13 protein-coding genes are annotated in these 15,209 nt (G+C 41.1%); 11 read left to right on the plus strand and 2 right to left on the minus strand.

The window, feature by feature from the left end; all coding sequences use genetic code 11:
• Window positions 1-93: 93 nt before the first annotated feature.
• The 11 genes from RCP16_RS21390 to ychF all read left to right on the plus strand — a co-directional run bounded on the left by RCP16_RS21390 (window position 94) and on the right by ychF (window position 12,940).
• The gene (locus RCP16_RS21390; protein WP_308641290.1) at window positions 94-1,644 is read left to right on the plus strand and encodes a phytoene desaturase family protein; all 1,551 of its coding nucleotides are present in this window, start codon (window positions 94-96) and stop codon (window positions 1,642-1,644) included.
• Complete coding sequence (locus RCP16_RS21395; RefSeq protein ID WP_308641291.1) at window positions 1,641-3,104, plus strand: phytoene desaturase family protein; 1,464 nt, start codon at window positions 1,641-1,643, stop codon at window positions 3,102-3,104. The genes RCP16_RS21390 and RCP16_RS21395 overlap by 4 nt, the downstream gene beginning before the upstream one ends.
• Window positions 3,101-3,982, plus strand: coding sequence for a phytoene/squalene synthase family protein (locus RCP16_RS21400; RefSeq protein WP_083243577.1), 882 nt, complete (start codon window positions 3,101-3,103; stop codon window positions 3,980-3,982). The genes RCP16_RS21395 and RCP16_RS21400 overlap by 4 nt, the downstream gene beginning before the upstream one ends.
• Window position 3,983: 1 nt before the next feature.
• Window positions 3,984-4,778, plus strand: coding sequence for a carotenoid biosynthesis protein (locus RCP16_RS21405; RefSeq protein WP_273592557.1), 795 nt, complete (start codon window positions 3,984-3,986; stop codon window positions 4,776-4,778).
• Window positions 4,762-5,499, plus strand: coding sequence for a lysophospholipid acyltransferase family protein (locus tag RCP16_RS21410; RefSeq protein WP_069328698.1), 738 nt, complete (start codon window positions 4,762-4,764; stop codon window positions 5,497-5,499). Before RCP16_RS21405 ends, RCP16_RS21410 begins: the two co-directional genes overlap by 17 nt.
• A 1-nt stretch (window position 5,500) precedes the next feature.
• On the plus strand, window positions 5,501-6,709 hold the full coding sequence (locus RCP16_RS21415) for a glycosyltransferase family 2 protein (RefSeq protein ID WP_308641292.1): 1,209 nt from the start codon (window positions 5,501-5,503) through the stop codon (window positions 6,707-6,709).
• Complete coding sequence (locus RCP16_RS21420) at window positions 6,706-8,184, plus strand: phytoene desaturase family protein (protein WP_308641293.1); 1,479 nt, start codon at window positions 6,706-6,708, stop codon at window positions 8,182-8,184. Before RCP16_RS21415 ends, RCP16_RS21420 begins: the two co-directional genes overlap by 4 nt.
• 20 nt (window positions 8,185-8,204) lie before the next feature.
• Window positions 8,205-9,257: a type 2 isopentenyl-diphosphate Delta-isomerase gene (gene fni / locus RCP16_RS21425; protein ID WP_308641294.1), complete on the plus strand. Its 1,053-nt coding sequence runs from the start codon at window positions 8,205-8,207 to the stop codon at window positions 9,255-9,257.
• Window positions 9,258-9,311: 54 nt separating this feature from the next.
• A complete protein-coding gene (locus tag RCP16_RS21430; protein WP_069328701.1) occupies window positions 9,312-9,797 on the plus strand; it encodes a hypothetical protein in 486 nt (161 codons plus the stop codon).
• A 209-nt stretch (window positions 9,798-10,006) separates the two neighbouring features.
• Complete coding sequence (locus RCP16_RS21435; RefSeq protein WP_069328702.1) at window positions 10,007-11,746, plus strand: methyl-accepting chemotaxis protein; 1,740 nt, start codon at window positions 10,007-10,009, stop codon at window positions 11,744-11,746.
• Window positions 11,747-11,839: 93 nt separating this feature from the next.
• Entirely contained in the window at window positions 11,840-12,940 is a 1,101-nt protein-coding gene (ychF, locus tag RCP16_RS21440) for a redox-regulated ATPase YchF (protein ID WP_069328703.1), read from the plus strand.
• A 112-nt stretch (window positions 12,941-13,052) separates the two neighbouring features.
• On the opposite strand, the gene RCP16_RS21445 is transcribed toward ychF, so the two are convergent.
• Both RCP16_RS21445 and RCP16_RS21450 read right to left on the minus strand, forming a co-directional pair.
• On the minus strand, window positions 13,053-14,021 hold the full coding sequence (locus tag RCP16_RS21445) for a hypothetical protein (RefSeq protein ID WP_308641295.1): 969 nt from the start codon (window positions 14,019-14,021) through the stop codon (window positions 13,053-13,055).
• Between the two features lie 188 nt (window positions 14,022-14,209).
• Window positions 14,210-15,196, minus strand: coding sequence for an aldo/keto reductase (locus tag RCP16_RS21450; RefSeq protein ID WP_137222976.1), 987 nt, complete (start codon window positions 15,194-15,196; stop codon window positions 14,210-14,212).
• Window positions 15,197-15,209: the final 13 nt, after the last annotated feature.

Consider the following 15,209-nt stretch of genomic DNA (forward strand, 5'->3'; position numbering starts at 1 on the left):
AACAGGGGTTCGGAAGTTTATATATTAATTATAGTAAAAGAATTTATACAACTTAATGTATTTATGAAATCCATTTTAACAAAGGGGACTGTAATGAAAGCCAATCATTCAACTCGAAAAGCAATCGTCATTGGAGCAGGCCCAGGAGGACTCGCAGCAGGAATGTTACTTGCTAGTCAGGGATATGAAGTGAACATGTACGAGAAACAGTCTGTTGTCGGTGGACGTTCTTCACAATTGAAGCTTGGGGAGTATCGTTTCGATCGCGGAGCTACTTTTTTAATGATGCCTCATTTGATCGAAGAATTATTCCGTGTATCCAAGCGTTCACTATATGATTATGTAGACATGCAAGAATTAACACCAATGTACAGCTTACATTTCGGTGATAAAGTATTCCAACCTTCACGAGATCGAGAAGATACGGCTGCGCAGATCGCAACGCTTTTCCCCGGTGATGAGGCGGGGTATTATCGTTATCTGGAAGAAGAAGATGTGAAGCTGGAAAAAGTCATGCCTTTGTTGCGGAGACCTTTTTCCAATTTGACCGATTATATGCGTAGTGATGTATTCCGCGCATTACCTAAGCTTCATCTGAACGATACGGTATATGGACGATTGTCTAAATATTTCAAAGATGAGCGATTGAAGATGTCATTTGCTTTTCAAGCTAAATATTTAGGAATGTCTGCTTGGGATTGTCCGGGAACCTTTACGATTTTGTCGTATCTGGAACACCGTTATGGACTTTTTCATCCTAAAGGCGGAATCAACGCTATATTCGAAAGTATGGCTAAAGTAATCTCTGAACACGGAGGTCACGTACATACAGGTGTAGGCGTGAAACAAGTTATTACCGAAGGACGTACAGCCAAGGGTGTTGTACTGGACAACGGGGAGACTGTATATGCAGATCATATTGTAATTAATGCTGATTTCTCTACAGCGATGAATCAATTATTTGCACCCGGTGTATTGCGCAAATATTCACCAGACAAGCTAGCTGCCAAAAAATATTCTTGTTCTGCGGCGATGTTATATCTAGGTGTCGATGGAACTATTGATCTACCCCATCATTCGGTGCATTTCTCTGAAGATTATCATCGCAATGTAGATGAGATTATGAAGAAAAAAACATTATCAGAAGATCCATCGATCTATGTGCATAATCCATCCGTTTTAGACCCAACACTGGCTCCTGCTGGCAAAACAGCACTATACATTTTGATGCCAACACCGAACTTAACAGGTGAAACGGACTGGGAAGTGAAGCGTGAACAAGTGAAAGAACAGATGTTATCCCGGGCAGAGATGATTCCTCAATTAGCTGACTTGCGTGAACGGATTGAAGAAATGAGCTTTTTCACACCGCTGGATTGGGAACAACAATTAGATGTATACCAAGGAGCAACGTTTAATCTAACGCATCACTTGGATCAGATGATGACATTCCGTCCGCATAATCGTTTTGAAGAATTAGATGGTGTATGGCTAGTAGGTGGAGGAACGCATCCGGGTAGTGGATTGCCGACTATTTTTGAATCTGCACGTATCAGTACCAGTATGATCTTTAAGCAGGATGGAATCGTGATTACCGATGAGACTCATGCCGATCAAGTGATGACCGAGGTTACTCATTCATGAAACGGCATGTAGCAATCGTAGGTAGCGGTATAGGTGGCTTAACAACGGCTTTACTACTGAGCAAGCAAGGTGTACAAGTAACTATATTTGAGAAAAGCAATCGTGTTGGTGGACGCATCGCGTTTGAATACGAAGGGGAAGAACGGATCGATCAAGGACCCACAATTGTACTGCTACCTGAAATGCTTCATGGTATTATGGAAGAAGCTGGTGTGGCACGTGACAAAATTCCATTGATTGAATGTGATCCACTGTATCGTGTTCATTATCCAGATGGCAAAGTACTCACCAAACACCGCAAGCCTGAAGTGCAGGCAGAAGAAGTAGAACGTGTTTTCCCGGGGCAAGGTGCTAACTTTAGCCGCTTTATGCGTGAAATGCGTCCATTATTTGCTAGAGGACAAGCTTCATTTCTAGAACGTGATTTTCCCAAGTGGAAACATTTTTTCACTCCAGATAATCTAGCATTAATGCTTAATCTTCGAGCGTATCGTAATCTGAGTAGTGCTGCGGGACTGTATTTCACAAATGATCAGTTGCGTGAAGCTTATTCGTTACAAAGTCTGTATATCGGCGGGATTCCAGAAAAAGCACCGGGATTGTATACAATGCTCCCTTATGCTGAACATGCTTTTGGCATATGGATGATCAAAGGTGGATATGGAAGATTACCCGAGATTTTAGCGCAAGAATTAGCAGACCGCGGGATCAAGATTCAGCTTAATCGCACTGTTGAAAAGCTAGAAATTCAGCATGGTGTTTGTCTAGGGGTTCAGGTGGATGGAGAAAAACACCATTTCGATGCCGTATTGTATAATGGAGACTTCCCTAACATTTCAGCTTTAATGGACAAAGGAATCACCAAGCCACGTCGTAAACCGTATCAACCTTCATCAGGTTGTGTGCTGATCTATGCGGGAACCAATCGTCGATGGGATGATATGTTAACCCATCAATTCTTTTTACCACCTAGTCTAAATGATAGTCTTAGACAAGCATTCAGTAATCGTCAGTTGCCAGAAGACCCTGCTTTTTATGTATTTAATCCCGTAGCAGTTGATCCCGATGCAGCGGCTGAAGGGCATAGTGTATTATACTTTTTGATTCCAGTGACCGATGAAGTAGGTATAGATTGGGAGAAAGATACACCGCGTCTTGTCGAACATGTACTGAATGCGGCAGAACGTCGTGGATTTACAGATCTTCGTTCTTCGATCAAATGGACTAAAGTACGTACACCTGTAGATGCTTTGCGTAGCGGATTATATGGAGGTGGAAGCTTCGGTATTGCTCCAGTGATTGGGCAGTCCGGTGTATATCGTCCACAGCCTAAGCCTTTTCCCCATATTCGAGGATTGTATGCAGCAGGCGCTTCGGTTCATCCGGGCGGCGGCGTACCTATTGTTATGCAAGGAGCAAGGATGGCTGCACATCAAATGTTAAAGGAGTTGGGAATTTGAAATCAATCCGAAAGGCTGATTTGCAAAATTGTGAAGAAATGATTCGTCATGGCTCGTCATCGTTTTATTATGCCTTTAGCTGGCTCCCAAGTCCGCAAAAAGAAGCGGTTCATGTAATTTACGCTTTTTGTAGAATGATTGATGATAGTGTAGATGAACCTGAACAATCGTTATACAGTATTCATGAACTCCAAGCTTTATTTAATAAGCTAGAGACCGCAGAAGGACACTTTATTTGGCCTTCTTTGCGTTGGTTATTCAGTGAGTTTCCGGGATTATCCAAAGCCCCATTCCGTCGTCAAATGGACGGTCAAACATATGACCTTGCGTTTACTCGTTATTCAACGATGCGTGAATTAGAGCATTATTGTTATCTAGTAGCCGGAACCGTAGGCGAAATGTTATTGCCTGTGCTTAAAGGTGAGCATAGTGATGAGATTCGTCATTCAGGTATCGCACTGGGTAAAGGAATGCAAATTGTAAATATTATGCGTGATATCGGAGAAGATGGTAGACGAGGCAGACGTTATATTCCGCTTGAATTGTTGCAACGTCATCACTATACAGAAGAAGAGTTAGAAGCAGGCGTGATCGATGATCGTTTTCGCGCATTGATGGATGAATTGCGCTTTTTGGCAGAGCAATGGTTTGCCACAGGGCTTGGCGATTTAGCAGCTTATCCTCAGACCAGTGCATTTACGGTTGAATTAGCAGCGACTTTCTATGCTGGAATTATGGATGTTATTGTAGAAAATGAATACGATGTATTCACCAAGCGCGCGTATGTTACAGATGAACAAAAACGTGATATGTTGATCGGAATTGCGATGAGACACGGATTTACTACAGATATGCTTAAGCGATCGGTGGTTTCTTAATATGGGTTGGTTATTTTGGATCTGGTATAGTATCGGAACTATCTTGTTATTAACAATAGGTGTACCGAAAGTATTGGATTTTTCAAATGGACTTTTTCTCGTGTTTTATGCATTATATGCGCTCTATCTAATCCATAGGGCAGATCTTTTCAAAGAAATGTCCGACCAGTCAGTCAGTGGCTCTCTGAAGCCTCTATGGTCACGCCTTATCGTATCTGGCGTGATCATCTGGCTAGGTGGTATGGGTTTAGAATGGGTTGGTGTACATAGTGGTTGGCCGTTTGGAGAATACGAGTATACCTCTGTTCTAGGCGCTTTGATTTATGGTGTACCCTGGACACTAGGATTTGCATGGATTGGTGTAGTCGCAGGAGGCGTGTTGTTAAGCAGTTCTTCTCATCGTTCTTCGGTAGATCGTCCATCCACATCGAATCAAGGTATGTATCTGCTCATTCGTGCATGCAAAGTAGGCATATGGGTGATCATTTTGGATCTTGTGCTTGACCCAGTTGCTCATGCACGCGGATTCTGGCATTGGGCAGAAACGGGCGGATTTTACGGAGTGCCGTGGAGTAATTTCGTAGCATGGTTTATTGTAGGTGGATTATTGTCTATGGTGTTGCCGCGTTTGATTTTGACGTTAGGGATTTTGCGTCAGGCGACTTTTTTATATCAAGCGATGTTATTATTCTTCGGATTGTTAGCATGGCAAGCCGATATTGGTGGATCGATGATGGTTGCCTTGATCGGTATTATTTTAGCAGAGGGGAATTATCGTTATGATACCCGCAGGTAAATCAGCATCGTTTCAAATGGTATTTCGAAAGTATAATGAATGGTATCTTATTCGCCGTAATTTTCATTCTTTAACGATAACCGGTTCGCTAGATGCTTTACCAGCTCAGCAACCGGTTATTTATATTATGAACCATAGTTCATGGTGGGATGGGTTGCTGGCGTATCATGCATACAATCGCACTTCAGTAGGCGATCATTATATGATGATGGAAGAACGGCAATTGAAGCGGTATGATTTTTTTCGCAAAGCAGGAGCCTTTTCGATTGAAAAAGGCAGTCCTAGCGATGTACGGCAAAGTATGCGTTATGCCGCAGGATTACTTGAGCAAAGTAAACGGATATGGCTGTTTCCACAAGGAGAAATTCGCCATCTGGAGACACGTCCGTTAACGTTCCGTCCGGGCATCGGATTATTATTACGACAAGCCCCACCGGAAACAGCTGTGATTCCTGTTACGTTGCATTATGGACTGTATCAGCAACCTCGATTGCAAGCTTCTTTACATATTGGAGAGCCTATTTTCCAAAATTGGAAACAGATCGGTTCCAGCGATTGTGCAGAGATGCTAGAAGATAGGTTAACTGTACAGTTGGATCAACATAGCCAGCAATTGCTATTATCCAAAGAAGGATATTTACCTGATGAAGTTCATCTTATTGGTAGGAAGCGCACCGTAGATGAGAAATATGATCAATATCGCAAAATAAGAAAAAGGTGAAATGATGCTATTGATCATGCAAGTACTTACAGTATGGCTAGCGATTCAGCTTTTATTTACGATCTGGAATTTATCTCGTATGCCCAAATTAGGCAAATCGTTATCTAGCCAAAGCACTTATTATCAACCTTCGGTAGACTCGCATGATCAGGCTGTAGCAGACCATACTAGTGGGAAGGATCAGCATTCTAAGCCTATATTATCGATTATGATTCCAGCCCGTAACGAAGAGATTAATATTCGTCAGTGCTTGGAGTCTGTATTGAATTGTCGTACCGATTCGATCGATATTGAAGTGCTGGTGATGAACGATCATTCAGAAGATCGTACAGTAGCTGAGATTCAGCAAGTGATCCAGCAAGATGATCGGGTACGCCTTTTTCATAGTGATCCTTTACCAGAAGGCTGGATGGGCAAATCATATGCGTGTCATCAACTGGTGCAACATGCTCAAGGGAACTGGTGGTTATTTATTGATGCAGATGTCAGGCTAGAAGTAGAAGGGCTAGAAGCCGCAATGGTTACCGCACGTTCTCAAGGCAAAGGTCTAATTAGTGGATTTCCACGCATGGAGACAGGCACATGGTTAGAAAAGATTCTTGTACCTATGATGTCATTTGTGATTGCGTATCATTTGCCGATTATGATGGTTCGTCGTAGTCGTAGCCCTTTCTTTGTGGCTGTGACAGGGGCATGGTTAATGATTCACCCGGACAGTTATGCTCGTTCAGGAGGACATGAAGGAATTTCCACTCAGATTGTAGAAGACATGGAATTAGCTCGTGCAGTCAAGCGAATCGGTGATCCGGTGACACTGGCTAATGTACAGCATTATACATCTGCTCGTATGTACCGCAATGCGGGACAAGTATGGGAAGGTTATAAAAAGAATATTTTTGTAGGTGCAGGACGTAGTCCTCTGCTAGCGATCGGGATTTCTATTTATTATGGACTGTTATTTATTTTGCCTGTGATTACCTTGATCTATAGTCTATGTACCTTAGATACCATGCTGATTGGCTGGTCATTGCTCAGTATTTTGATTGGAATGATCACCAAAAGCATCATTGATGTCTATCATGGTAAGCCGATCTGGATGGGAATATACATGCCTATTAGTGCGGCTTGTCTGATCGGGATTATGATGGATTCTTGGCGTGCAGGAGCCAATGGTACAGGTTACAATTGGAAAGGAAGGAATTATGGATGAGTGATCGCAAAGCGCTGATTATTGGCGCTGGCTTCGGTGGATTATCTTGCGCCATCGGTCTAGCTTCACGCGGATATGATGTGACTATTTTAGAGAAGCAACTGACGGTCGGTGGCAAATTACAGCATATAGAAAAATCAGGTTATCAGTTCGACCGTGGACCAAGCACGATCACAATGCCTCATGTATTCCGTAGTGTATTTGAGCAAGCTGGACGACAGATAGAAGACTATGTAGATTTGTATGATCTAGAACCACGTACACGTAATATTTTTGCAGATGGATCAGTGGTAGACTTAAGTCGTCATGCTGAAGTGACAGCGGAACAGATTGCAATCTATAGCCCTGAAGATGCACTGCAATATCCTCGATTTTTAGCAGAAGCGAAGCAGATGTATTTGGAAGCGAATAATCAATTTCTAAATACCTTATTACTGTCATGGCGTGATAAAATAAAGCCTTCTATGGGCAAAGGCTTACTGCGAGTACATCCATTAACAACATTACAATCGTTATTGCGCAAATATTTTCGCCATCCCAATACATTGATGTTATTCGGACGGTATGCCACTTATGTTGGCGCTTCGCCTTATCAAGCACCCGCTATATTTGCCATGCTTAGTCATGTGGAAGCAGAGCTTGGAGTGTATGGAGTACGTGGAGGTACATATCAGTTAATACGGGGATTGGAAAAGCTGGCGATTGAACTAGGGGTATCGATACGAACAGGCACAGAAGTCTCCCGAATTTTGGTACAATCAGGTAAAGCCATTGGTGTAGAAAGTAGTCTAGGTGATTATTTTGCCCCTGTTGTGATTATTAATGGTGATGTGCTCAGTATGAGTCAGATGTTATTAGATGAACATGAACGCCCTTCGCTTAGTGATAAGCAGATCGATCGGTATGAGCCTTCATTATCTGGCTTTGTGACACTTGCAGGTGTACCCCGTCAATATGATCAACTGCTTCATCATACGGTCTTTTTTCCGGAGCAATATGAACCTGAATTTCTATCGATCTTCGGGCAAAAGCGTCCGCCAACTTTACCAACATTATATATTTGCTATTCAGGTTATTCTGAAGCCCAGATGGCTCCGCCGATGAGTAGTAATTTGTTTATTTTAGCCAATGCTCCTTATTTGTCAAAGGAGTGGGATTGGGAACTACAGCGTCAAGCCTATGGACATAAGATTGCGGCATTGTTAGAACAATACGGATTGGAAGATATTTCACAAGGACCGGTCTGGGAGCATTATACGCCTGCTGATATTCAGCGCGATACGTATGCTCATCAAGGAGCGATCTATGGTATTTCATCCAATTCGGTAAAGCAGACTTTTTTCCGTCCGGGTAATCGAAGCCGTGATGTACAAGGATTATGGTATGTCGGTGGAACAACACATCCAGGTGGAGGCACACCGATTGTGACATTATCAGGCCAACTTGTTGCTAAACATATTGCAAGTCAACATTAGAATCGAAACGAGGGCACATTATGAAATCTGAAGAAATAATACCTGAAGGACAGATTGCTGATCGTAAAAGTGCTCATGTTCGTCTTTGTCTGGAAGAAGATGTAGCAGGAGAAGGCGTAACTTCCGGTTTTGAAAAGTATCATTTTCGCCATCAAGCCTTACCAGAACTGGATTTCGCCAATATTTCACTACAAACTTCTTTTCTAAATCAACCGGTTGCTACACCTTTACTAATCAGTTCGATGACAGGTGGTAGTCAAGCTACCGGAGATATTAACAAACGTTTAGCGACTGTAGCCGAGCAACGTGGCTGGGCCATGGGACTAGGCTCTGTACGAGCTGCCATAGAACATGATGAGTTAGCAGCTACCTTTAATGTGCGTCAACAAGCGCCAAATATTCCGATTATAGCGAATCTAGGTGCTGTGCAGTTGAATTATGGATTTGGGATTGATCAATGTCGACGTGCTGTTGATCTGGCTGAAGCCAGTGCATTGGTGCTTCATTTGAACAGTTTACAGGAAGTTTTTCAGCCTGAAGGTAATGTTAATTTTGCCGGTTTATTGTTACAGATTGAACAGATCGCCAAGCAGTTAGAAGTACCGATCGGTATCAAAGAAGTGGGTTGGGGAATCGATGGAGAGACTGCTCGCTTGTTAGTGGATGCAGGAGCATCGTTTATAGATGTGGCTGGTGCAGGTGGAACATCTTGGAGTCAGGTCGAAAAGTTCCGCAGTATTGATCCTGTACGCCGCGCCGCTGCTGAAGCTTTTGCAGGCTGGGGCACACCGACAGCAGAGTGTATCGTAGATGTCCGTCAAGAACTACCCGAAATGACTATCATCGGTAGCGGTGGACTCAAAAATGGAGTCGATGCCGCCAAAGCGATTGCATTAGGAGCCGACTTTGCTGGATTTGGAAGATCGTTATTAGGAGCGGCTGTAGAATCGACAGAAGCGTTAGAACAAGTGTTAGCTCAAGTTGAATTTGAATTATCCGCCGCCATGTTGGGTATTGGAGCAGGAGATATTACTGCATTACAATCGACCACACGCTTGCGTTCGAACGTATAAGTATAGTCATATATATCTAAAATAGTTATCCTTTGGGCAGAAAGGAGTTAACATATGGCTGTATCCGAAGCCGAACAAGCACGCCAGCATACGATTCAACAGATTGCAGAACGATATCAACCTCTTTTTAAATATTTAAAAAGCAAAAAATGTCTCCGTCAAAAAAGTGGTGACTTTACATTTGATATTTCATTTACAGGCTCCAAGTACGGTGAATTGCGTGTATTTGTAAGTGTAGAGACAGCAATAGCACCTCCTGATGCCAATTGTGTTTTTATCAGTCCGATTGTAAATTTGACGCGTAAATACAAAAATATAGATAGTTATCATGTCATAACTATCAGCGAGCGAGAGCGGGTTATTGAAGAAATTTGTCGGTATATCGATGATTATGTTTTGCCGTTCTTTGCCCGCTTTGAACAGATTGAAGTTCTTTCACAAGAAGTCTCCACACAAGGATTTTTACCTCATCGCAAAAACTGGGATCGGTTCAGTCTGACCACCAAGCGCTTTCTAGAATTATATCCTCCTTCTTCTTAAATTAAAGATCCGTTGTATCTCGAAATCCAATCTATTTTGGATTTCTATCTTTATTTCTGAAAGAATTCTGAAAATTTCTGAATAATAGTACAAATTAACTATATTTTTTTGCAGCTCCTCTTCAAAACTCACACCTTTTGTACGATATATATGTAGTTAGGCATCTTGAGGACTACAGAATAGATAGAGGTATGAAGGAGGCAACATCAGTGAAAAGGGGCAAAAAAATTAAGTTAGGGTTACGCTTGAAATTATATCTTATGATTATCGTGCCATTGATTATAGTGGCTGTATTAACCATGTTTATTACACAAATATTAATTAAAGATGCTGCTTTATCTACAATGCAGTATAACAACCAAAACTTAGCTAAAAATACGATTGCTAATCTTAATTTAGCTGCTATTGAAAAGCTAGGCACGAGTAAAAATCCAGAACAACTTCAAGAATATCGCGATCTTCGTGACCAGTTGACTATGTTACGTCAAGAAACGGGATCATTATATATTTATTTGTTTAACTATGTGGATGGAAAATGGTTCTATACAGTGGACGGAGCCGCATGGGATGATGAGGACTACAGCAAATACGGAGACGAATTTGAATTTAGTTCAGGAATTGCTCCAGAGGTATTATCAGAACAAATGGTGACTACTGATGTAGCTACAGATCCGACATGGGGAGAATTATTTTCTACCTTTTCACCGATCAAAGACCCAAGTGGAAAAACGGTCGGATACTTGGGAATCGATATTTCGGCAAGTGCTGTGAATACAGTCTATTCAAGTACATTAAAACAGGCATATCAAATGGTTATTCCTGTATTTACAGTAGTTCTCTTGATTGCTGTTTTATGTGCAATGGCATTTATTCGCCGGATGTTACGTCAAGTGGGCGAGATCAAGACGAGTATGGAAAATGTCACTAAAGGTGATCTAACCGTACAATCGAAACGGATTACAGGAGATCAATTAGGCGATATCAGTGACTTGAATAATGCAATGGTTGCTCATATCACCGATATGATTACTAATATTCAGAACAGTTCGCATACGCTACAAGAATCGTCTCAATATATTTCAAAAGTCTCTGAAGGCACATTACGTCAGACAGAAGAGTTATCACGTGCCATTCATGAGATTGCTACGGGTTCAACCCAACAAGCACAACAGACCGATGAAGCAGTACAACATTCAGAACGTCTGGGACAGATTATTGATGAAGTGGGCAGTTATGTAGATCGCTTCGGAGATACCGCTCGCCAACTGACTGAAGTGCGCGAACAAGTCACACAAGAACATCAACGATTGTTAGCACAAGGTAAGCAAAATGTTCAACAAATGCAGCATATGCAGTTGATGTCACGCACGTTAGCAGAACAATCACAACAAGCAGCGAATGTGAGTGGTCAAGTTCAAAGTATTGTAAAACAGACTCAGATCTTAGCATTAAATGCATCTATCGAAGCTTCTCGAGCAGGTGAAGCTGGTAAAGGATTTGCTGTTGTTGCGAGTGAAATGCGAAGTCTAGCACAACAGTCTGAAGATTCGATTCGTGAAATTGATATGATTTTAGGTAGCTTTGTCGAGCAAATTAATAGCATGAGTGGTCAATTTGATACAACCATGCAGTCTGCGGATCGACAAGAATCTCAGATTACTGAATGTATGGAGACATTTGAACAAGTGAGCCAAGTGTCTGAAGAAGTACACGGATTAGCTGTAAACCTAGCAGATCGTACAGCACATATGCAGAATATTCGTCATGAAGTAGAAGAGCAACTCAGTTATATCGCTTCAGCGACTGAAGAAACCTCTGCTATGACCGAAGAAGTATCGGCTAGTGCGCAAGAACAAGAACAGTCGGTTACTGAATTATCGACCATCTCTCAAAATCTAACGACACTGTCGAGTCAACTTCAAACTTTGACGAATAAATTTATCGTATAGTTGTTTGCCACACCGAGGGTTCTCATATATAATGAGTGTGGAAATTCATGTTCGTTTATTTATAAATTCAGATCAATAGGAGTTGTCATATAAATGGCTTTGAAAGCAGGTATTGTCGGATTGCCGAACGTTGGTAAATCTACTCTTTTTAATGCAATTACACAAGCAGGTGCAGAATCTGCGAACTATCCGTTTTGTACAATTGATCCTAACGTAGGGATCGTAGAAGTTCCAGACGAGCGTTTAGACAAATTAACAGAATTGGTTGTACCTAAGAAAACGGTACCTACTGCTTTTGAATTTGTAGATATCGCAGGTTTGGTACGTGGAGCAAGTAAAGGCGAAGGTTTGGGTAACAAATTCTTAGCGCATATCCGTGAAGTGGATGCGATTGTACACGTAGTTCGTTGTTTTGAAGATGAGAATATTACGCATGTTGATGGCAAAATCGATCCAATCAGTGATATCCAGACGATTAATCTGGAATTAATTTTGGCTGATTTGGATAGTGTAGAGAAACGCATCGAGCGTTCACGCAAAAATGTTAAAGGCGGTAACAAACAAACTGCTCAAGAAGTCGAAGTATTAGAGCGTATCAAAGAATCGTTGTACAACGATATGCCTGCTCGTAGTATTGAGCTAAGCGAAGATGAGCGTCTACTTGTTCGTGATCTTCATTTGCTAACGATGAAGCCTGTATTGTACGCAGCTAATGTGAGCGAAGATGGCGTAACTGAAGCAGATACTAATCCTTTTGTATTAAAAGTAAAAGAATTTGCTGAAGCTGAAAATGCGGTTGTTGTGCCGATCAGTGCTAAAGTTGAAGCAGATATCTCTGAACTTGAAGATGAAGACAAAGCGATGTTCTTAGAAGAACTGGGTCTAGCAGAGTCTGGTCTAAACCGTCTAATCAAAGCAGCTTACCAGTTGCTAGGTCTGTACACTTACTTTACAGCAGGTGTACAAGAAGTACGTGCTTGGACAATTCGCAAAGGAACCAAAGCTCCTGGAGCAGCTGGCGTGATTCATACAGACTTTGAACGCGGATTTATTCGCGCAGAAGTCGTAGGATATGAAGATCTTGTGAATGCAGGTTCGATGAACGGTGCTAAAGAACGCGGACAATTGCGTTTGGAAGGTAAAGAATATTTGGTTAAAGATGGCGATGTTATGCATTTCCGCTTTAACGTGTAAGATTGATCTTTGAATTAAGACAATACTTTATGCGAATATCAGCATTTGAAGTTGATAATACAGAAAGAGTCCCGTTTTCCACTTAAGGAAAGCGAGACTCTTTTTTGTTTATTTAAAGTTGACGTAGAAAAGGAAGATATGGTTCTGGATGAGAAGAAAGATCACCATGAAATTCATATTCCACAAAAGCAGGATGATCTCGATGCGGAATTCCATTAAACGTAGATTCTTTCCATGTCTCAGCATCTAGTGCATAGACCAAAGAGCCGAAAAAAGGCTGTAAGATACTACTTATACGATTTTTAGTATAATAGTTTAATTGACGATTCATTCCATAGCCAATAACAAATATAGAACCTAATATAACATTTTTTTTATAATAACCACTATCAATTATCGCTAGTTTAGTGATTTCTTGTAACGGAATCGCTGTATAGAAAAAAGGAGTATTTAATCGTTGTACGCCTACAATCAACTCACAAGATGTGATGGCATAAAAGTAACCTTCCTGATTTCGATTCTCTTCTGTGAACAGTTGTAAAGTATCAGTAACATGTTCATTTACCGAAAATATATCGAAGTCACTTTCAATATCCAAAATTGATTCTTCTGGCAAAAATAGATGTTGTGCTCTCAAAGCTTCAATCAATTTACTCTTTCTTAATCGAATACGACTACTTTTTTTATCTTTAAATAATTGCAGAATCAAAATAATGATAGGAATTGCGATCCAAAATGAGAAATCATTAAATCCAACTAGCAAAAACGAGATGAAAATCAGTCCAATCAAAATCTGAAATAAGGTCATTTTAAAGTTAATTTGCTTAGGTGTTCGGCGATAGTAACTAAATTTCTTTCCTTTTCGATAAGGGTTAGCGACAACCGTATGTAAATAGCTATCTCTAATCTGTACTACACCCCCAATTAACATCAATATAATAGGGATAGATTCTAATACTGAATATGATTCTGTATCTAGACTTGCCAGCACAAACAAGGCAAATACAATCATAATCATAATAAACCATTCTAGGGCATACTCTTTGATTCGACTCCAAAATAACTTCCTATACAAATCCACAATAATCCTCCTATCAAAGCTTAGTATGTATTCCACTTTGTATTATCGGTCAGTATAGATTCAATCTAAAGGTAGCACTCAGCAAAAGTAAAAGAGTATAAAAAAAGAAGCACCTATTCTATAAGAATAAGCACTTCTCCAATACATATATGAACTACTCTGATAGACAAAGACTTTATTATAAAATCTTAACGATTTAACATTTTCATACTTTCAGGTGCATAACGCTCACCGACAGCAGAACCTTTAGGAGCGGCTTCATCAATCGTTTTCAATTCAGCATCGGTTAACTTCACTTGCGTTGCACCGATATTTTCAAGCAAATATTTGACACGTTTGGTTCCAGGAATCGGAGCGATATCTTCGCCTTGAGCCAGTAACCATGCTAATGCTAGTTGAGAAGGTGAACAATCTTTCGTTTTGGCAATTTCTTGAATACGTTGCACCAAATCCAGATTCTTCTGGAAATTCTCTCCTTGAAAACGTGGAGAATAACGACGGTAATCATCTTCTGCCAAATCTTCAAATGACGTAATCTGACCTGTCAAAAATCCACGTCCTAGAGGGCTATAAGGAACGAATCCGATTCCAAGCTCACGACAAGTGGGCAAAATCTCATCTTCTACATCACGACTCCAGAGTGAATATTCGGTCTGCAAAGCAGAGATCGGATGAGTTTGATGTGCACGACGAATCGTTTCAGAGGATGCTTCAGATAGTCCAAGATAACGAACTTTACCAGCCTGTACAAGATCACTCATCGCCCCAACTGTTTCTTCGATCGGAACATCTGGATCGACACGATGCTGATAATAGAGATCGATCGTATCAAGACCAAGACGTTTGAGACTGTTATCGCAAGCTTCTTTCACATATTCAGGACGACCGCTAATCCCTACATAAGAACCATCTTCATTGCGGACATTACCGAACTTGGTGGCTAAAATCACTTGATCACGATTTTGCTGCATAAAAGGCCCGATTAATTTCTCATTCGCCCCTATGCCATACATATCTGCTGTATCAAAAAAGGTAACTCCATTATCCAATGCGACTTGTAAGGTGTGTAGTGCTTCTTTTTCATCGATCTCACCGTAAAATTCGGACATACCCATACAACCTAGACCCAGTGTCGAGACTTGTAACCCTTGTGAACCTAATTTCCGTTGATCCATGAATACAACTCCT

The sequence above is a fragment of the Paenibacillus nuruki genome, assembly GCF_963311185.1.
GTDB lineage: Bacteria > Bacillota > Bacilli > Paenibacillales > Paenibacillaceae > Saccharibacillus > Saccharibacillus nuruki.

Coding starts and splice junctions, on each gene's coding strand:
- RCP16_RS21405 (WP_273592557.1), top strand. CDS start 3,984: ATGGGTTGGTTATTTTGGATCTGGTATAGTATCGGAACTATCTTGTTA.
- RCP16_RS21410 (WP_069328698.1), top strand. CDS start 4,762: ATGATACCCGCAGGTAAATCAGCATCGTTTCAAATGGTATTTCGAAAG.
- RCP16_RS21395 (WP_308641291.1), top strand. CDS start 1,641: ATGAAACGGCATGTAGCAATCGTAGGTAGCGGTATAGGTGGCTTAACA.
- ychF (WP_069328703.1), top strand. CDS start 11,840: ATGGCTTTGAAAGCAGGTATTGTCGGATTGCCGAACGTTGGTAAATCT.
- RCP16_RS21390 (WP_308641290.1), top strand. CDS start 94: ATGAAAGCCAATCATTCAACTCGAAAAGCAATCGTCATTGGAGCAGGC.
- fni (WP_308641294.1), top strand. CDS start 8,205: ATGAAATCTGAAGAAATAATACCTGAAGGACAGATTGCTGATCGTAAA.
- RCP16_RS21450 (WP_137222976.1), bottom strand. CDS start 15,196: ATGGATCAACGGAAATTAGGTTCACAAGGGTTACAAGTCTCGACACTG.
- RCP16_RS21420 (WP_308641293.1), top strand. CDS start 6,706: ATGAGTGATCGCAAAGCGCTGATTATTGGCGCTGGCTTCGGTGGATTA.
- RCP16_RS21415 (WP_308641292.1), top strand. CDS start 5,501: ATGATGCTATTGATCATGCAAGTACTTACAGTATGGCTAGCGATTCAG.
- RCP16_RS21430 (WP_069328701.1), top strand. CDS start 9,312: ATGGCTGTATCCGAAGCCGAACAAGCACGCCAGCATACGATTCAACAG.